The organism is Brumimicrobium aurantiacum (assembly GCF_003402975.1).
Classification (GTDB): Bacteria; Bacteroidota; Bacteroidia; order Flavobacteriales_D; family Crocinitomicaceae; genus Brumimicrobium; species Brumimicrobium aurantiacum.
Window position 1 is genome coordinate 266,285 of the sequence record NZ_QURB01000001.1, and the last position, 20,198, is coordinate 286,482.

At 33.2% G+C, this 20,198-nt stretch carries 18 protein-coding genes; 8 read left to right on the top strand and 10 right to left on the bottom strand.

Translation table 11 applies throughout. The annotated features are described in order from the left end of the window. Positions 1–148: 148 nt before the first annotated feature. Positions 149–1,444 (top strand): tyrosine--tRNA ligase, encoded by a 1,296-nt coding sequence (tyrS, locus tag DXU93_RS01200; RefSeq protein ID WP_116879413.1) that lies wholly within the window; start codon positions 149–151, stop codon positions 1,442–1,444. A 349-nt stretch (positions 1,445–1,793) separates the two neighbouring features. Here tyrS and DXU93_RS01205 read toward each other — a convergent pair whose 3' ends face one another. From DXU93_RS01205 to DXU93_RS01220, 4 genes are all read right to left on the bottom strand, one after another. Then, positions 1,794–2,462 carry an NAD(P)H-binding protein gene (locus DXU93_RS01205; protein WP_205679213.1) on the bottom strand — a complete coding sequence of 223 codons (669 nt, stop codon included), beginning with the start codon at positions 2,460–2,462 and terminating at the stop codon, positions 1,794–1,796. Positions 2,463–2,534: 72 nt separating this feature from the next. After that, positions 2,535–3,014 carry a putative periplasmic lipoprotein gene (locus DXU93_RS01210; RefSeq protein ID WP_116879415.1) on the bottom strand — a complete coding sequence of 160 codons (480 nt, stop codon included), beginning with the start codon at positions 3,012–3,014 and terminating at the stop codon, positions 2,535–2,537. A gap of 58 nt (positions 3,015–3,072) precedes the next feature. Then, positions 3,073–3,603 (bottom strand): LamG domain-containing protein, encoded by a 531-nt coding sequence (locus tag DXU93_RS01215; protein WP_116879416.1) that lies wholly within the window; start codon positions 3,601–3,603, stop codon positions 3,073–3,075. 57 nt (positions 3,604–3,660) lie between these two features. Further along, positions 3,661–4,650, bottom strand: coding sequence for a LuxE/PaaK family acyltransferase (locus tag DXU93_RS01220; protein ID WP_240623402.1), 990 nt, complete (start codon positions 4,648–4,650; stop codon positions 3,661–3,663). Positions 4,651–5,188: 538 nt separating this feature from the next. Between DXU93_RS01220 and DXU93_RS01225 the strand changes: the two genes are divergently transcribed. The 3 genes from DXU93_RS01225 to DXU93_RS01235 are packed head-to-tail and all read left to right on the top strand — an operon-like array spanning position 5,189 to position 9,154. Next, positions 5,189–5,869 carry a hypothetical protein gene (locus DXU93_RS01225; protein ID WP_116879417.1) on the top strand — a complete coding sequence of 227 codons (681 nt, stop codon included), beginning with the start codon at positions 5,189–5,191 and terminating at the stop codon, positions 5,867–5,869. A 45-nt stretch (positions 5,870–5,914) separates the two neighbouring features. Continuing rightward, complete coding sequence (locus DXU93_RS01230; RefSeq protein WP_123776010.1) at positions 5,915–7,819, top strand: hypothetical protein; 1,905 nt, start codon at positions 5,915–5,917, stop codon at positions 7,817–7,819. Positions 7,820–7,828: 9 nt separating this feature from the next. Then, positions 7,829–9,154: a hypothetical protein gene (locus DXU93_RS01235; RefSeq protein WP_116879419.1), complete on the top strand. Its 1,326-nt coding sequence runs from the start codon at positions 7,829–7,831 to the stop codon at positions 9,152–9,154. 8 nt (positions 9,155–9,162) lie between these two features. On the opposite strand, the gene DXU93_RS01240 is transcribed toward DXU93_RS01235, so the two are convergent. From DXU93_RS01240 to DXU93_RS01255, 4 genes are all read right to left on the bottom strand, one after another. Beyond that, on the bottom strand, positions 9,163–9,684 hold the full coding sequence (locus tag DXU93_RS01240) for an acyl-CoA thioesterase (RefSeq protein ID WP_116879817.1): 522 nt from the start codon (positions 9,682–9,684) through the stop codon (positions 9,163–9,165). Between the two features lie 220 nt (positions 9,685–9,904). After that, complete coding sequence (locus DXU93_RS01245; RefSeq protein ID WP_116879420.1) at positions 9,905–10,768, bottom strand: hypothetical protein; 864 nt, start codon at positions 10,766–10,768, stop codon at positions 9,905–9,907. 24 nt (positions 10,769–10,792) lie between these two features. Beyond that, positions 10,793–11,629 carry a hypothetical protein gene (locus tag DXU93_RS01250; RefSeq protein WP_116879421.1) on the bottom strand — a complete coding sequence of 279 codons (837 nt, stop codon included), beginning with the start codon at positions 11,627–11,629 and terminating at the stop codon, positions 10,793–10,795. 76 nt (positions 11,630–11,705) lie between these two features. Beyond that, entirely contained in the window at positions 11,706–13,439 is a 1,734-nt protein-coding gene (locus DXU93_RS01255) for a hypothetical protein (RefSeq protein WP_116879422.1), read from the bottom strand. 109 nt (positions 13,440–13,548) lie between these two features. On the opposite strand from DXU93_RS01255, the gene DXU93_RS01260 reads away from it, so the two are divergent. The 4 genes from DXU93_RS01260 (at position 13,549) to DXU93_RS01275 (ending at position 16,496) form a co-directional block, all read left to right on the top strand. Further along, positions 13,549–13,899, top strand: a complete 351-nt coding sequence (locus DXU93_RS01260; protein ID WP_116879423.1) for a helix-turn-helix domain-containing protein — start codon at positions 13,549–13,551, stop codon at positions 13,897–13,899. A 240-nt stretch (positions 13,900–14,139) separates the two neighbouring features. After that, positions 14,140–14,673: a protoporphyrinogen oxidase HemJ gene (hemJ, locus tag DXU93_RS01265; RefSeq protein ID WP_116879424.1), complete on the top strand. Its 534-nt coding sequence runs from the start codon at positions 14,140–14,142 to the stop codon at positions 14,671–14,673. Position 14,674: 1 nt separating this feature from the next. Further along, positions 14,675–15,451, top strand: a complete 777-nt coding sequence (locus DXU93_RS01270; RefSeq protein ID WP_116879425.1) for a TatD family hydrolase — start codon at positions 14,675–14,677, stop codon at positions 15,449–15,451. Between the two features lie 4 nt (positions 15,452–15,455). Then, complete coding sequence (locus DXU93_RS01275; RefSeq protein ID WP_116879426.1) at positions 15,456–16,496, top strand: asparaginase; 1,041 nt, start codon at positions 15,456–15,458, stop codon at positions 16,494–16,496. Between the two features lie 142 nt (positions 16,497–16,638). On the opposite strand, the gene DXU93_RS01280 is transcribed toward DXU93_RS01275, so the two are convergent. Together DXU93_RS01280 and DXU93_RS01285 are read right to left on the bottom strand one after the other, a co-directional pair. Continuing rightward, positions 16,639–18,837: a peptidylprolyl isomerase gene (locus DXU93_RS01280; protein ID WP_116879427.1), complete on the bottom strand. Its 2,199-nt coding sequence runs from the start codon at positions 18,835–18,837 to the stop codon at positions 16,639–16,641. 80 nt (positions 18,838–18,917) lie between these two features. Further along, on the bottom strand, positions 18,918–20,183 hold the full coding sequence (locus DXU93_RS01285; RefSeq protein ID WP_116879428.1) for a hemolysin family protein: 1,266 nt from the start codon (positions 20,181–20,183) through the stop codon (positions 18,918–18,920). Positions 20,184–20,198: the final 15 nt, after the last annotated feature.

Genomic DNA, 20,198 nt, shown 5'->3' on the forward strand with positions numbered 1-20,198 from the left:
GGTTTAGTTTGTTTTTTATAAATATAGAAAAATCCTATTCTATAAGAAACAATTTCCAAGCTGAAAATCAAATACTGAATTAGATAAAAAACGCAAGAAATGTGAGAATTTCATTTATCAATACTATTTTTGAAAAAAAATAAAGAAAATGGACAAGAACTTCATCGAAGAGCTAAAATGGAGAGGCATGATTCACGACAGCATGCCAGGTGTAGAAGAGCATTTATTGGAAAAAATGCGCTCAGCCTATGTGGGAATAGACCCAACTGCAGATTCTTTACACATTGGACATTTAGTGAGTGTGATGATGTTACGTCACTTTCAGAAGGCAGGTCACAAACCCTACGCACTTCTTGGTGGAGCAACAGGAATGATTGGTGATCCATCTGGAAAGTCACAAGAAAGAAATTTACTTGATGAAAAGGAGCTTAAACACAATCAAGATTCGATTAAAAAACAATTGAGTAAATTTCTAGCATTTGACACTGAAGATGAAAATGCAGCAGTTTTAGTAAACAATTACGATTGGATGAAAAATTTTTCATTTCTTGATTTTATCCGTGACGTAGGAAAACACATCACTGTAAATTACATGATGGCTAAAGATTCAGTTAAGAAAAGATTAACTGGAGAAAATCCTGAAGGAATGTCTTTTACAGAATTTTCTTACCAATTGGTTCAAGGGAATGACTTTTTACATTTATATAAAGAAAACGAAGTAACTATTCAGATGGGAGGTTCTGACCAATGGGGAAATATAACCACTGGAACAGAAATGATACGTCGTGTGGAAAGCGGAAAAGCATTCGCCGTGACTTGTCCATTAATTACAAAAGCAGATGGAACCAAATTTGGTAAAACTGAAGGAGGTAACATTTGGCTGGATGAAGAGAGAACTTCGCCATACGAATTTTACCAGTATTGGCTAAACACTTCAGATGAAGATGCCGAAAAATTCATTAAGATATTTACATTTTTATCTAAAGAAGAAATTGAAACATTAGTAGCTGAACATAACGAAGCTCCTCACCAACGTCAATTACAAAAGAAATTGGCAGAAGAAGTTACAATTATGGTTCATTCAGAAGAAGCGTTAAAAACAGCAATTGCAGCCTCTAATATTTTGTTTGGTAAATCAACGGAAGATGATCTAAGATCACTATCAACGAAAGACTTTTTATCTGTATTTGATGGAGTTCCTCAAGCAAAACTGAGTAAAGAAGAACTGAAAGAAGGTGTTGGAATTATTGATGCGTTATCAGCAAAAACAGGATTCTTAGCTTCAAATGGTCAAGCGAGAAGAGAGTTAAAAGGAAATGCGATTAGCGTTAATAAAACGAAGGTAAAAGAAGATTTTGTTTTAACTGAGGAGCAATTGATCAACGATATGTTTATTCTTTTAGGTAAAGGTAAGAAAACAAACTACTTAATAATAGTTTCGTAATAATATGTCCACTATCGGCGTTGCAATTATTTTTGAAAGCAGTCATTGACAAATGTCAACTCCTTAGGTTTCAAAATTAATCACGCCTTGCTATTGAACACATTATTACAAAACCAGAATAAGACAATATTGAAAGGAGTTCAAGAAATTGAGCTCCTTTTTTGTTAGTGTGATTTGACACCCTCTCCTCTGCCCTCTCCTTAGAAGGAGATGCTTCGGACCAAATCTTGCCCATTTAAGATTATGCTTAACAATCAAAATCATCAATCGCATACATAAAAGTGAGTCTCTATGTTAACCCCTTTGGAGGGGGACTAAGGGGGAGGATTTTAAATATCGAATTCAAGATTTAATTAAGTTCCTTCATCTCGTTATAATGATAAACAGCAATTCCTTTTTTGCTATTTCGGGCAGCATTCACCATTGATTTAGCCACTTCTTCACCATAAATAGGCTTGAAATTCTGGGGTGTCAAAAATTTGAAAGCCTTCCCAACGAATTGCATCACCCCTTCACCAAATCTATTTTCAGAACGATTCCCCAACAACAATGAAGGCCTAAAAATGGACAAGGAAGTAAAACCTGTCTTCTCGTTCACTTTTGATTTAATAGCCTCTTCTACTTTTCCTTTTAATTTTAAATAAAAGCCTTTTTTTGAAGGATCAGCACCTACAGAAGAAACAAGCAGAAACTGTTCACAATTGTGTTTCAGACAAAACGTGGCGGCATTAACGGGAATATCATAATCTATAGATTTATATTTCTCATTATCACCTTTCACCTTCTTTTGGGTTGTACCAATGGCACAAAATACGACATCACTTCCTTTAATCGCTTCTTCAAATTGGGACATATCAGAGAAATCAATTACCACAACATTTACTTTTGGATGATCAATTGAAAGTGGCCTTCTCGATACAACACGAATTTCATCGTAATCAGAGTTCTTCTTAAGGAATTCCAAAACATGACTCCCAATTAGTCCTGTTGCTCCAAGTATAGTTGCTGTTTTATTCATAATTAATTTAAAATTGCTTTGTAAAACAAATTTCTATAACACTTATATATTGCTAAATTTCTTTCTTTACATTTAGCGAAAGTTTTGATCAAAAGTATGATAAGAAGCCACTAAAGAATCTACAATGTTATTGGCTATTTCGATGTTTTCAGCATTCTGAAGGTCTTTTGTCAGCTTTAAATGAGGTGCTAACCACTCGTGTAATACATCATGATCTCCACCAGACATTGTACAACTTGAGATTAATTTTGAATTCTGCTCTGCCAATTCATTTGCTAAATTCAAATAATCTTCATCACCAGTTTTCTCAAAACTTGTCACCAACAATTGTCCCTCCTTAATGAAAGGCATCATTTCATCATTGACCTTCAATCTATTATTTTCAATACTTGGAAGTGAATCTTTCTCTGTTTCTAGTTCTTTTCCCACTTCAATTTCTGAACTTATAACAACTGCATCCTTTGAGTCACTGCTGATTTCTTCAGTGTTTTGAGAAGAGTTACAAGCTACTAAAAAGCCAAGGCAGATTAGCGCCAAATACGTAATTTTCATAATTCCTATTTTTAAATTAAGACAAAAAAAAGGAGCGTTAAACACTCCTTAATTAAATTTATATTTTCATACCTTTTACTACACGGTCTTTTTGTTGATTCTTTTTCCAGTTTTTCAATTTCACCATTAAGTAGGCCGAAGCACTTTGTTTCACTGCGTAATATACAGATCCACCATAATCAAGTTCACCTTTACCGTTCTGCCATTGTGCAACAAGGTAGAAACGTCCATCTGAAATATTCTTTCTTTCAGCAAACCTTAAAACCCTTCCGTTACCTAATTCAAATCGAATTTGAACAGTTCCGTCTTCTTCCAATTCTTCAAAGATACATGGACGATTTGCTGGAATAACAATACGCTCAGAAGTTGAACGCTCAGAGGTTACCAATTCACCATCATCACCAGTTGTAACAATTTTTGTTTGCTCATCACTTCTTTCTAAAATAATGATTTCTGAAGTATAGAACTGTACTTTCTTCAATTTGTCTGAAGTTAATTCGAACTCCTCCTTAATCTTTGTCGTGTAGGCAACCTTTGTTGCACAACTTCCTAAAAACAATACTGTGATTAATGCAATAAGTATTTTCATTCTCTTTATTTTTGATTCTAATGTTTATACGAAAATAAGAACAAATAACGTTCCACTCTACGAATTAACCAATAAATTACAACCTCTAATATCACTTTGATCAAAACGACCTAAAATTTTAAATTTATTGTGATTTTGAACACCTAAATCGTCGGTTGCAATAAATGAACAACTATATAAATTCGCCAAATCGATGATATTAACACCTCCTGTTTTTCCATCATTGCGAATATGAAGTGGATCATTAACATCACGAATCAAGACTTTCATCCATGGTGCTGGAGTAAAATATTCTGTACCATTTGTATAACCTTGAGACAGTAATTCAGTCATTCCGTATTCAGAGTAAATGTGTTTCAGATTTAATCCCTCACATAATACTTCATGAAGTTCCTCTTTGATCATTTCCTTTCTTCGGCCTTTCATTCCACCAGTCTCAAGGACAATTACACCTGACAAATCAATTTTCTTTTCTGCTAAATCAAGTAAAGCATAAGAAACTCCGAAAAGAACCACCTTTTTCTTTGTTCGCTTCGCTTGCTCAATCACCTCGATCAGAGAATCTATATCTGATAAATAAAATCCTGACAAATCATCTTCACTTTGTTGAATTAAAGCATCTACCATATAAACCAAAGAAGATTCTCCTTGCTCAATATAGTTGGGCAGTAAAGCCAAAATAATAGCAGACTTTGGTTCAGTAATTTGATTGGCAAAAGTTTTATTGAACGAATCTTCATATAAATTCACATCAGCAATATAATGATGACTACGAATACTTTTTGTTGTTCCAGAACTTTTAAAAAGTAGCACATCTTCCTTTGAGAATTCATCTGATAAAATTTGATGGGTCTTAAAAAATGAAATTGGAAGAAAAGGAATTTCGGAATAATGCTGAGGAGCCGGTCTATTCAATGTATCACAAAACTGTTTATATAATGATACATGATTGTACTGATAATTATAAACTTCTAGAGCTAACCGATTAAAATCTGATTCTGTTTTAACTTTAAAGATATTTTCTGAAAGAGTGTTTTTATCGATCACCTTGCTTGAGTATTGTGGAATGTAGTCAACAAAAATAAACAAACTATTCTACAAAAAAAGAATAGGAGCCCAGAACTGGCGTTCTAAGCTCCTATCACACTAATCAACCTAACCTACTACTACTGGTACAAAAGTATAAATAAAATAGTTATTTTTTTGAGATAAGCATTTTTAATTTCGAAACGTAGCCTTGCAAGAAAACCGCATGTGAACTTTGTCACAAACAAAACAAATTAATCGGTTAAATTCCTAAATACATGGGATTTATTGATATACTCGTCGATTAAAAACAGCCATTAAGCGACAAATGTCGGATAATCGTCCAACAATTATTTTTTAGCTTTCCAATAATAGATAAAAAAATAAAGAGGTACAAGACTAATAATTAAGACTATAAGATGGTTCCTAAGACAAAACCACCATAATTTAAGTCATTCTTGTCACAAAATATCGGTACTAAAACCAAAAACATATTTTTTTCGACAAATTTTAAAATATACCTTTAAAAACAACTAATATTGTTGTCAAAGAATCATTTATGCATAAAATACTCAGAATTTTACTACTCTCTTTCATTCTTTTCAGCTTTACAAGTTGTTTTGAACTCATTGAAGATACAACACTAAAAAGTGATGGTAGTGGAACTTATAAATTAACTGTCAATTTAAGTGCAAGCACCCCCAAAATCAATTCAATTATGGTGATGGACAGCATTCAAGGAAAAAAAGTTCCTAGTAAAAAAGAATTACAAGCAGAACTAAATCAATACACCCATTTATTAAAGGAAAACGATGGAATATCAAACATCACTTCTTCTCTTGACACTGATTCTTGGGTGTTGAAACTGAGTTTAGACTTCAAATCTTTAACACATTTAAAGGATGCTATTATTCAAGTTTCTGAAAAAATCAGCAAGGAACCAGCCAATGATGATGTAAAGGCAATTGTTTTAGTTCATTCTAATAATCTGTACAAAAGAAAAATTGGAGCATTAATGCCTAATCAATGGAAAGAGAAAGTAAAATCAGAAGAAGCATATCAAAAACTTCATGAAGGAAAATGCGTTTTTATTCAACGATTTGAAAATGAAATATCGACAGCCAGCTCAGATTTATTAAAAATCTCAAAAAACAGGAAGGCTGCCATGCTTCAATTAACACCTAAACAAATCATCGATCAACCATCATTAATTGATTATTGCATCACAACTAAAAAATAATACATCGTATTTTTATTAAATTTACACCTTATATATAATAAACTTATGAAAAACATATTCTGTTCACTATTTGCCCTACTAATTACATTCTCAACATTTAGTCAGGTTGAGAAAATGATTTCAGATTCAGCCTACTTCGTAATGGAGGTAGACTTAGGAAAAATTGCTAAATCAGTTCCAATTGAAGAAATCAATCAATTAGAATTTGTAAAAAAAACCTTAAGGACTATTTCAACAGATGAAAATAAGATTCAAAATCTATACGATTTAGGTGTCAACTTTTCTTCTAAATTAATTGTATTCAACATTGAGAAAAGTGGATTCAAATCGATGAATGTGATTATCCCAATTGATGACCAAGAAAAAGTCCTTCAATTATTTGATCAATACGATCAAGCAGAATTAAGACTCAAAGGCTTTGTAAAATCAAACAAAGGAGTAATTTCACTTGAAAAATCAACTTTACTCATTAGCCTAATTGATTATAACAATTATGTTTATCGTGACAAAACAAATGCATTATATGCAAGAAAAGGTTGGGAAAAACCAAAGAACATCTATGCTTACAATGACTATTATTATGAAAGTCAAGCATACGAACCTGTAGAGGAAACTATTGTATATGAAGAGCCTTATTTGGAAGAAGAATCTGTAGAGATGCCTCCATCGGAAATTTACGAAGAAGAAGAAATAGTGGAAGAGGAAATCATTTCTGATGAGGAGCTAAAACAAATTGCCTTAAAGAAAAGATATGATGAGGTCCTTGATTCTATTACAAATGCTGAGCAATTGAATATTGAAAACATGCATTTAAACTTCGTAAAAAGTCCAGCCAACAACCTTTATGATAATGATGAAGAATTTAGAAAAGTAAGTAAACAATCTTCTGATGCGAAAATGTATATCAATCCAATAATGAACCTTGACATGGTTAATGTTCTAAGACATTATCCTGTGAAAGAATATATTTATGATGAGGTTAAAGATATGCGTCAATTTGCCTACATCAATTTCTCTCCTACAGGTATTGAAATGGATTGGAATATAAAAGTATCTGATAATTTTGCTGAAATCATTGCTGAAGGATCATCAGGTAAAATAGATAAAGATCTTTTTAAATATGTACCTGACAATGCACAAGGCTTAGCTATTTATAATTTGAATACTTTCGGGGCATATGAGAAGTTGAAAGAGATTTACATGCCTAAACTTGACGCTTCTGATGATGGTGAAATGGTTTTAGCATCTGCGGTTTGGTCTACTATTGATGAATTTATAGACATAGAAGCAGTAACATCGGTTTACCCTCCAAAGGTTTTGGTTTCTTATGCTGGATTTAAGGAAGTTTTACTGTCAAAAACATCTTACGAATATGATAGCGAAACATTCGAATACACAGAAGTTGATACAACTTACTTAGAGAAAATTCCGATGTTTACCTTTGCTCTTTCTAATGAACGTGCTTATTTACTAGAGAAGTATTTAAAGGCTTTCAATAAATTAGGAGAAGAAAAAGTGACGAAAAATGAGTACTATTATACCGTTGAACAAGGTCCATTCGATTTAGGTATACCTTTCCATATTGCTATTGTTGATGATATTCTAATTGTAACAAATGACGAAAGTGTGGTAAAAGATCATTTGAATGGTTTTGATCAAAACGCATTTAATAAAGACATTTATAAAAAAGCTAGAAAGTCTACAATGGTTTATGCTCACATGGACTTCAGCACCATTACTCCAGATATTTTAGATTTAGGATTAATGAAAAACGAGGAAAAATTCATTCGTTTGTTTGGAGACAAAACAGGAAAAGTTGATGTGGAGTTAACACCTATCAAAGACAACCGAATGAGTTACCAAATCAATATGATTACAAATGGAGCCTACAAAAATGGTGGTTACTTCTTATTCGAATTGATCAACTCAGTTTTTTTATTCAATGACTAAACTCTTTTTATGCGCAAAAGCACTACAGTAAAATTTATCTCTGCAGTTATTATTACAAGCGCTGTAGTTGCTTTTTTCGTCTATTTCCTAAAAAACAAAAATGATCGTCCTTTTCAACTTATCAATCAAGTTGAACAAGCAAATATTATTTACCATGCTAATCTTGAAGAAATGGTTGACGAAGCCATATTGTTCAATAATAATGTTACGAAGAAAATAGGTCTAGGTATATTATTGGGAAAAATAAAAAACACACTTGAAACATCAGGAATCAAATCTGAAAATGCTTTTCTCACCCATGATTTCTACCAAGGAAATGCGACAACATTGTATGCTGAAATTACGGATCAAAAAGCTTTTGAAAAGTCATTTGAACTTTTAGCGACTTTATTCCAACTTGATACATTTAATCAAAATCCATCGCTATTCCTTTCTAAAAACCTCCCTATTAGTGCTGTCGTTAAAGAAAGATATATTAAACTAACTTATGGCAACACTCTTCCTGAATCAATAGCGATAAATCAAAATCCTTTAAATTCGTTTTTTAAAAATACCCTAAGCACTCAAGGCATTGGAATTATTAATACTGCCAATAAATCTACACTCGATTCAACAGACTTTGCAACATTCTCGTACACAAGCAATGATGATTTTCAATTATTCATTGATTGGCAAACGAAAGGCCCACATCCATTAAAAAAACATCAGGATAGTGTACTCATCTATAATTCTGAAAAAAATGTCATCCAAAGCTTTTTCAATGTTGATTCAAAACATTTTAAACGATATTCAAATTCATATTTAAGCGATTTGGGATATCAATTCATTGATAATTTTGATTCAAAATGGGCCGAACTTCTCTCACAATGGACAGGAAATGCTTCGATTCAACTAGGAGGCAGAGAAGTCAAGAAAAAAGTTCAATACATCACAGAGTTTGACGACAATTTTAATCAGATTGAAAAAGAAGTCATAACCATCGACAGTGTCCTAGACATTGGGATTTTCTGGGAAAGTAAAGAGATTGAATCAGCTTTAAACACAGTATTTAAACTTCCAAATGTCAACCAAGAAAAAGACAAACTACATATTGCCTTGCTTCCTCCTTTAGAAACAGAAATTTCAGCAAAGAATGTAAAAGCAGCGATTAATCTTAATAAATTCAAGAAGTTCTCTTCACCAAACATATTACAGCTCTCGATAACCTCACCGGAGCTAAATGGTGAAATCACCTTGCACCAACAATCAGTAAATAAGGTTCTGTTAAAAGTCGAAATCAAAGATTGGTTAACGCTTGATAACCCTAAAGAATTGATATTATCAAATTTATGGTAATTGAAAAACTACTCTTCTTCTGGCAAGAATAATCTTTTCAATTCTGTTGCATCTTGAGGATTCATTTTCCCTGCTAGAATAAGACTTAATTGTTTTCTTCTTAATGCCCCATCATATCTTTCAATTTCTTCTTTTGTTTCTGGAGTAATCGGGGGAACGCTAATTGGACCACCGTTTTGATCAACCGCAACAAAAGTATAAATTGCTTCATTGTGTTTAGAACGGACACCTGACACTTGATTTTCAACAAATACATCGATAAAAACTTCCATTGAACTGTTGAATGCTCTCGAAACTTTAGCTTCAAGCGTTACCACATCCGACTCTCTAATTGGAGAACCAAACGAAACGTTATTTACAGAAGCAGTTACAACGACTCTTCGACAGTGACGTTGAGCAGAAATCGCTGCTGTGACATCCATCCAACCCAATAGTTGTCCTCCAAATAAATTCCCATGTGGATTTGTGTCGTTAGGCAATACAATTTTAGTTGTTATAGTAGTCGATTCCTTTGCTGCTTTTGCTTTCATCATCTTGATTTTTCTACAAAATTAATACAAGCAGGAGACAATTAAGTTAAAGAAAGGTAAATAATGATTTATATTTAGTAGTTGGTTTTATTTTTCATCAAAAAATCCAAAGTTAAGTTAACCTTGATCTCATTATAAAAGGATAGTTCTTTTACATCTCTTTTTGGATAACTTGTCCAGTAAAAATCGGGAGGGACCAAGGAAGAAGACTTAACAATCCTCATTCTTTCCTAAAAAGGATAGGAATATCATACTTTACACCAAGCCAGAAATAATAACCTTGTGCAGTAATTCTGGATTCATGAAGTTCCTCCTCTTCAAAAGTTGTAGAGTGTATGAAACCACTTTCTGTGTATTTAAAACGATAATTCTCGGGTGTTTCCCAAAATTGGCAACGAAAACCTAGGTTTAACAACAAATTTGGAACAAGTTCATAATCTAAACTGATTTCTGGAAGGAAAATTGGTTTGGATTTTTGTTCTTCATACATTACTTTGGTTTTTGTGGTAACTGTTTGCAAACCTTCTGGAGTCATTAGTTCATAAGTATATTGAAAGCTGTCATTATCTTTATGATATGACGCCTGATTATGTATACCATAATATTGAATTCTTGACTTCCGTGTGACCGAAAAATAAGCATTCACACCAAAATTTATTCGGAATCGTTCAAATGGACTAAACCCTACACCTCCTTTAAATCCAACAAAGTTTGAAGTCAACTTCTTCAACTTAAATTTATTTTCCAACGCATAATCACTTTCATATTCCTCATAGGGATTTGGATATGTGCTTCTCATAACATGATGTTGGTTCATAAATGAAAATCCCAAACTCCACGCACATTTCTCGGATGAAATGACATAGTTTATTCCAGATTCAAAAATAAAGGGAGTGGCGTACTCTACATCTACACGTTCATTGGACAATGAAGCGTACTGCCTAGAAAGATTACCTGCTTTTAATATAAAAGGAGTATAGAAAGGTTGAATTGTATGTTCTAATTCAGTATTCTGGCTCTTTGAAAATTGAGAAGTACACAAAAACACCAAAATCATTGTAAAAATATGGAACTGATTTTTCATATTAAAATAAATTAAGCTTTAAAATTATTTTGAAGTCCATCTTTCTATTGGAATATCATATTTAATCCCAATATAGGTGTACAATCCTTGACTTTTAATTTTGGACTCATGAAAAGTTTGATGTATTTGATTTGTTTCGTCAAGATAGCCATCTACTTTTGCAATAAACCTATAATCAAATTTTCCTGTCCAAAATTTAGATCGAACTCCGAAAGCTAGGCAAACATCCTTAAAGACCTCATAATCTATTCGTAACTCTGGGATAAAGTAAGTAGAGTACGGAGTACCATCATGTATTTCAATATTGTAATGGGCTATTAGGAGTTCTTCTGGAGGATGTGGGCCTGGGTCTGCATTAGGTTCGTATTTGTATCCCATTGATAAATCACTTTTGTGTCCAGGGAAATTGTACCAAGGAGCAATTTGATCATAAATACTAATACCTAAATTTAACTGAATCTTTGATGTTAATGAATAATTTACCCCAGCTTTATAACTGATAAAGTAGGAATCAAAATTATATTGAAATATGCGTGTTGGTCTATAAACATAATACTCTGCAGGAGCGTAGAATTCCAATGAAAAAGTTTGTTGTTCCATCATAAAAGAAAGCCCAGCATACCATCCCCACTTTTCTTTTTGTGAAACATAGTTTAATCCTGTTTCAAAAATATAAGGCACTTGATACTCTCCTACAACATATTTATGGTCTACTGTTGTGAATTGATTGTTTACATTGCCTCGATAAACAAATGGATTATTGTAAATTTCAATTTTTCTAGTTTTTTGTCCATAGATTATAGACGAAAAAAATATTACCAAAAAAAACAATAAAGAAGAATTGGGAAGATTAGTTTTCATAAGTTATGTATCTAAAATAAAAACATGTTCAGACAGATACGATATCTGTCTGAACATTATTATAAAGTTAAAAAAATTATTCACATAAATTCAATATCATATTATGGAGTATTGTAGTTCCACCATTGAAAAAATAATGATATGAATATATATCCTCGTTTCCAATTGCCCATTTACTATCATCAAATACCTTGCTTTTCGATTTTCTTGCTTCTTTTTTATTTGATCTTGTTTTGCTTCCTGATTTGGTTGTATTTACGGTACAATCTTGATCATTTCGAAAGGTACCTATTATATTCACCACAATAGCATCTGCTTTTTTATTATTAAAATTACCGAACGCATTCTTTTTCCACATTTGTGTATAGGCTCCAAAATGTTTACCAAAAAAATTGTTATTTACCCATATTTTAGTTCGTAATCTATAATCACCATCTTCTTTATGATTCCATCTTTGTTTTTCAGCGTTTGAGCATAATAAGCCATTATTAACAAATGTAAAATGATCAGCATCAGTGTTTGGAGCGTTTGTTCCATCAACAAAAGTAACGGCTTGATTCTCCTCTGGAATGAACAGAGTTAATGTTGTTGTCGGATAATAAGTACCAAGGTTAGAATAAAAGTGGTACTTACCTTCTCCATATGAATAGTTTTGGAATACCTCTATCGCTGATCCATCATCCCAATCTACTGTTAATTCCGCATTATTACTCGCATCAAAATAATAAGGTAAATCAACCCAATCATATTGGTCTAAATGATCAACATTACCATCTCCGTTTGAGTCCCAATACTCTCTTTCACCCCTTTTTAAAATCACCGAAAGAACCTTAGTGTTTGGATCACAGTCATTTGGCGCATTATCAGTTATTACATACGAGGTATAGCGAATTTGATTCGGATCATCGAATCCAACATAAACAATTGAGGCAAGTGGAGAATCACCATCATCGTTGCCATCACCATCGCCAGGAACACGATCATCATATGGAGTAGGTAAATTATTAAACGGAAAATATTCATAATGGTATGGCAATTCAAAATCAGCATTGTTTAGAACAGTGCTAAAAGGGTCATAAATATCAAAGTCTTCCAATTCACTAACTGAATCCAAAAATTCAATTGCAGCATAGTTATCAAACTCTGTACTTACTATTTGGTTTAAATCATTATAATAAAATACCCTATCATCAATTCTCACTAATCTTTTATCAGAAACGAGTAGTTGTTGCACTGGGTCTGAAATAAATTCTTCCTCTTCTAATGCAAGAAATGTATCATAATCCAAACCATCATCATCATTATGATATTTCGCATCTAGATACATCCAAAAAGAAACATAATCTGAATAATGTTCATGAAAAGCCAATGCAATTGAATCAAAATCTGATTGATTATAATGAGAAAAAATACTATCAAGCTGAATAAAAAAGTTAACCGCATGTAAACTGTCATCAAAATGCAGCATATTATTTGAAAATGCTGGCATATCAAGATCTTCCCAATAAATTTCTGAGACTGGAGGGGTGGATCCGCTTTCTAGTGATGCCGTTCCTTGATGATCCAATTCAGGAATTGTTATGTCGTAAGTTTCCTTATCTGAATTATACCTTAACTCCACGTACTGCGAAATAGCTAAAACATCATCAGGGAATGCAGATGTTTTATAAATATCGTCCGTATTTGATTCAAGGAAATAATAGGTGTAAGTACCAAAATGCACTTTTGAAGCAACATTTGTACTAATTACTTGTGCTTTTAGAGCACTAACTAAGCACAATGCAATAGTCATCAATAAAATTTTTTTCATAAATTTAAATGTGTTAAATTATTAATTATTACAAATTTATTTTCAAACTTTGAATTTAATTCACTTAAAAAGTTCAATTAAATGAATATTTTATTCTAATTTTGAAATAATGATACTAGATGCCAATAATAAAATCAAAAAAATTAGAGAGTTAAAAAATTTAACACAGGAATTCTTAGCTCAAGAAATTGGAATAAGTACAAGGGCTTATTCCAAAATTGAAACAGGTGAAACAAAAATCACTATAGATAGATTAAATCAAATTGGTGAAATATTAGAAATACCAGCTATTGAAATCCTTGGATTTAATGAGAAACAAATTTTCAATAACTGCAGACAAGAAGGGAATATAGGAATAAACCACAACTATTCTTCAAAAGAATTGAATTCCCAATTTGAAAACCAAATTAATCACCTTAAAAGCGAAATAGTTTTTCTTCGAAGTCTTTTGAAAAAGTAATTATTACCAACATCAATACACGAATTATCAAGAGTTTTTTTTAGCTTCAATCTAGAATTGATTTACCTTGTACCTAAATTGATGAACATAAACCCAAAGTAAAACCTAGATTATAACAACTCTCAATCTCTTCATTTAGTTTGTTAATCAACTCCAATTATAGCCGATGGTTTATTACTGATTTTCAAATCCCTCACTATTTTTCATATATATTAAAGAATCCCCTTAACTTTGCTTTTTATGAGCTATACCGTTTTTAAAGCATTGCATATCATTTTTATGGTCAGCTGGTTTGCTGGACTATTCTACATTGTGCGTCTATTTATTTATCATACAGAAGCACAGGAAAAGGATGAAGTTGAGAAAAACATTTTGAGTAAGCAATTTGTCGAAATGGAAAAAAAACTATGGTGGATCATTACCACACCGGCGATGATATTAACAGTGATTTTTGGCGTCTCTATGTTGATTTACAATCCTGCATTACTTAAAATGGATTGGATGCATCTCAAATTGGCATTTGTTTTACTGCTTTTAATTTATCATTTCACTTGTCAGAAAATCATGTTTAAATTGAAAAACAATGAGTTTACTTGGACATCCAACAAGCTTAGACTTTGGAACGAAGTAGCTACTTTAGCACTTGTTGCAATTGTTTTCTTAGTGATCATGAAAAACAGCTTAAACTGGATTTATGGAACAATTGGTTTCTTCGCAGTAGCCATTGCCTTAATGATTGGAATAAAAATTTACAAACGCATTAGAAATAAGTAATATGACATACATTGATACACACGCGCATTTATACGCAGAACAGTTTGATGAAGACAGAGCTGAAATGATTCAGCGTGCGATTGACAGCGGAGTTAAAAAACTATTTCTACCGAATATTGACTTGGCTTCAATTCCCAAAATGGAGCAATTGGTTGAAGATTATCCTGGTATTTGCTATTCAATGATGGGAATTCACCCTTGTGATGTAGCCAAAGATTGGGAGAAACAGCTAGAAGAAACAAAGAAACACTACAAAAAAGGACGTCATATTGCCATAGGAGAAATTGGTATTGATTTGTATTGGGACAAAACATTACAAGCAGAGCAAACGGCTTCTTTTCGTGCGCAAATCAATTGGGCGAAAGAAGAAGAGTTACCAATTGTGATTCACTGTAGAGATGCTTTTGATGAAATTTTTGAAGTTTTAGATCAAGAAAATGATGAGCGTCTTTTTGGAGTTTTTCACTGTTTCACTGGAACGGAAGAACAGGCTAAACGCATTTTGAATTATGGTGGTTTTAAATTGGGAATTGGCGGAGTTGTTACTTTTAAAAATAGTGGTGTAGATAAAGCCATTCAGAATATAGCTTTAGAAGACCTCGTTTTAGAAACCGATGCACCTTACCTCTCTCCTACACCTTTCAGAGGAAAAAGAAATGAAAGTTCATACATTCCTTTGATTGCTAAAAAACTATCGGACATATATGGTATCAGCGAAGAGAAAGTGGGTGAAATCACCACTAAAAATGCCTTAGAAGTATTCACAATAAAAGCATAAGCTAATGGAGAAATCGAAAGTTTTATTGATCTACACCGGAGGAACAATTGGAATGATTGAAGATCCAGAAACTGGAGCCTTGATGGCCTTTGATTTCGATCATTTAAGCGACCAAATACCAGAATTATCACGCATTAATGCTGATTTAAAAGTGGTTTCATTAGGAATGCCCATTGATTCTTCTGATATGAATCCAGATATCTGGCAAGACATCGCTCAAAAAGTGGTAGATAACTATGAAGACTTTGATGGATTTGTGGTTTTACACGGTTCAGATACAATGGCATACACGGCAAGTGCATTGAGCTTTTTGTTGCAAGGATTACAAAAACCTGTGATTTTAACAGGATCTCAATTGCCTATTGGAACAATTAGAACTGATGGAAAAGAGAATTTAATTACTTCTATTGAGATTGCAGCGAGTAAAGACCAACAAGGTGAGTCTATCATTCAAGAAGTTGCGATTTATTTTGAGTATTCGCTTTATAGAGGAAACAGAACAACCAAAATCTCTGCCCATGCGTTTGAGGCCTTTATTTCGCCAAATTACCTAGACTTGGCATTAGCGGGTGTTGATATTCGATACAATACTTCTGCTTTTTATAGGAGTAACTTACCCCAGCTTGAACCAAAATTCAAAATGGATCGACGTGTGGCATTAATGAAAATCTTCCCAGGATTCTCAACGGAAGTGTATAGAAGCATGTTCAATACAGATCATGCCAAGGCAATTGTTTTAGAATCCTTTGGTTCTGGAAACACACCAAACAACTCACTATTCTTCGAATTGATTAAAGAATATATAGAGAAAGGAGGAATCGTGATCAACGTTACACAATGTACATCAGGAAGTGTGGCGCAAGGAAAATATGCAAATTCGACAATGCTCAATAGAATTGGTGTTGTGAGTGGTGGTGACATGACCACAGAGTCTGCAATTACGAAGATCATGTACCTTTTAGGCAATTACTCAGACACCAAGGAAATATGCCGTTTAATGCAGGTTTCTATCGTTGGAGAAATTAGTTCATTTAATCCTTTGTAGGTAAGCATATACTGCTTATAGGGTTTGATACAAAAACTAAAAAACCATCCTTTATAAAACTAGGGTACACTTTAAATTTATAGTCACAAAAAAACCGTCTACGATTGCTCGAGACGGTTTTTTTAATATCTAGAATATCGGATTATCTAATTCCGTATCTTCTTAATTTTCTATTGTCAATAACCTTCGCTGATTCAATTAAAGCTGTTCTAAATTGATTCTTAATTGTTGTTTCTCTTTGCGATTTGATTTGCTCTTTTTCAGCAGAGAAATCTGTTGTTTCTGGAGCTGGAGTTGTTTGGTCTACTCTTAAAACAAATACTCCATTTGTTCCTTTTACAGGTACAGAAGTTTCTCCATCCATTAATCCAGAGAATGCTGTTCCAATAATTTGCGGCTCACGTCCTACAGCAACATTACTTGCAGAGAATGTCAATCCTTCAGATTCTAACTTAGCACCCAACTCAGTTGACAATGCTTGTAGATCTTTACGGTCTATCATTTGATCAATCAAGTAATTCGCTTGTTTCTCTTTACGCAGATCAGCACGCATTACATCTTTAACCGTTTCAAATTTTGGTGTACCTTCTTCCACGATATCAGAAATGAAAGCAACAATAATTCTGTTTTTATCACGAATTGGTGAAGAACTAATTGTACCAGCTTTACTATCTTCTTCGTAAGCCATTCTCAAGATTCTTCCTTCTGCAATTTCATTGAAAGCTGTAACACTTGGCTCTTCATCAAGAATCGTCGCTGAACGCACTGTGTATCCGTTTTCAACTGCGTATTCCTTAAAGATTGTGTTTTTTTCTTCTAATGATTTACCTTGGAATTTTTCATCTAAGTCATAAATATAGTTTGAAGCTTCACTATTCACTTGGTCAGCTGTAGTTTTTGTTGCTTCTACATTTAAAATGATATTTGCTAGGATTGGACGCTTTGTAGCTTCACGATCTAATACTTCAACAATGTGAATTCCATAAGACGTTTTCACTGTTCCAATTGTTCCTATAGGCTTATAGAAAGAGAAATCATTAAACTCAGGCACCATTTGTCCTTTAGGGAACTTTTCATATTTACCTCCGTTGTTTACTGATCCTGGATCTTCACTAAATTCAGTAACCATCTCTTCGAAATTATTTTTCGACTTGATTACTTTGATAAGACTATCAGCTTTAGCTTGTGCTGCCTCAACTTCTTCTGGCAATTTTGCATTCAATAAGATATGGCGTACAGTTGCAGTTTCTTCTTCACCGAAACCAATAACTTTAGAAATCATTGCACCACCTCTTCCAACATAAGGTCCAACCACTTCACCTTCTTTCGCATTCTCCATTTCTGAAGCTACAGAAGCTGGGTAAGTCAACCCTTGATTTGCAGAACCTTCTGGCTTAGCCATAGCAGTTGAATCATTCGCATATTTCTTAACATCACTAAAACGTAGAACAAAAGCCGAATCATTCTTCGTTGCTTCAAATTTAGGTTTTAACTTATTCAAACGATCAAAAGAAGAAGTAGAATCTTCTTTACTTGGTTTTACATCTATTGCGAAATAAGCAATTTTACGACTTGCTTTTTGCTGGTACTTGCTCTCATTTTTATGCTCTTCGAAATAAGTTTTTAACTCTTCTTCTGTTGGCTCTCCAATTGCATCGTTAGGAACCTGAGAAAAACTTTGGTAAACGTAAGTTACATTTTTTACCGTTTTCTTAGCATCGAATTCATTTTTCGCTTCCAATGTTGTAGCATGAACACCTGAAGAGATTAAAGTATTGTACTTTTCCTCCATTCTCATTTGTCTCACATACTCCATTAAATCGTTGTACTGTTGTGCAGCACCTGGTTCAGGAGAAGCTTGCAAATCTTCTAAAGCTTGACGTAATTGATCCGGTGCAAATTCACCAGTTACTGAGTCTTTAAATTGCTCTGAAAGTACAGATGGAGTGTAACCATTAGAACCGTAAAGAACATTTTCCAATTCGTATTCATCCACTACAAGACCAACTTCTTGGTATTCTTTTGCCATCAATTCGTTGATCAATGATGTTTGCCAAGCTTGTCGAATTGCTCTTTGATCATCAGCGTCAGTAAATCTTACTTGCTCTGTAGGGTTTTGTTGCTGTTTACTTTGCATAATGCTATTACGTGCATTATTTAAGAACTGGTTATATTGTTCTTCATCAACTTTCTCCCCATTTACAGTACCTATACCATATACATCTTCTTGAGGACCACTTCCGATAGAATCTAGGTCACCAATAATAAATGCAAGCATTGCAATACCTATTACTGCAATCAATAGCCACGATTTCTCGCGTATTTTTCCAATTAATGCCATTTTCTCTGTTTAATTTAAGGTTGCGAATATAATATTATGATTCAAAATATGAAAGGATAAAGACGACTAAAAATAGAATCTTAATTATTTGTATGTTTCTTTAAACGAATAACTTCTATTCTTCGATCGGAAACGGCTTCTATTCTCATACTGAAATCTTCCAACTCTAGGACCGTTCCTTCTTCAGGAATTGACTCTAAATAATGCAAGACAAGACCTCCCAAAGTTTCGTATTCACTAGACTCTTCTAATTCAAATCCATAAGTTTCATTTATATGATCGATATCTTGTCGAGCAGAAAACAAATAAGTAGTTTCATCGATTTGCTGTTCCAACAGCTGATCCATATCGTGTTCATCTTCAATATCTCCAAAAATTTCTTCTACTACATCTTCAATTGTGATTAAACCAGATGTTCCTCCATATTCATCTACAACTACGGCAATATTTCCATGTTGTTTGGCGAATAATTCCAATAAATTTTTGGCTAAAACTGCTTCTGGAACAAAACCAATCGGTATCAAAACCTCTTTAATTCTTTTCGGTTTTTTGAACAATTCAAAACTATGGACATAACCAATAATATTATCAATGGTATCTCTATAAATCAAGATTTTGGATAAACCTGTTTCAATAAATCGTATCCTTAATTCGTCAATTGAAGATTCAATATCTAAGGCAACAATTTCTGTTCGAGGAATCATACAATCTCTTGCTTTTACATCTGAAAAGCCAATTGCATTTTGTAGAATTTGCATCTCATTATCCAGCTCGTTTTCATCTTCCATTCGTTCATTGAGGTCACGAACATAATCATCCAAATCAATCTTTGAAAAGACCAATTCCCCACTTTTGGTATCCATTCCAAACAAATTCAACAAGCCATTACTGATGGTCATTGTGAAAATCGTTAACGGATAAAGCAATCCATAAATCAACGCTAATGGAAAAGACAGAAATTGGAGCACACGATTTGGATTAATTTGAAAAGTGGCTTTCGGAATAAATTCTGCTGTCACCAATATTAACAAAGTAGACAAAATGGTTTGAACTAGCAATACCGCCGCTTCGCTTCCACCAACCCATGGCTCAATCCAAGGCTGCATAATTTTCGCCATCCAAATCCCATAAACAACTAGTGCGATATTATTTCCTAACAACATTGTAGCAATAAATCGACTGTCATTTTTAACGAAATTCGCGAGAACACGACCAGAAAAAGAGCCTTTTTGGCTATCCAATTCTATTTTCAATCGATTCGCAGTAATGAATGCAATCTCCATACCTGAGAAAAACGCAGATGCACAGATAGCGATAACGATAACGATTAAACTCGATGGATCCATATAATATATTGGGTA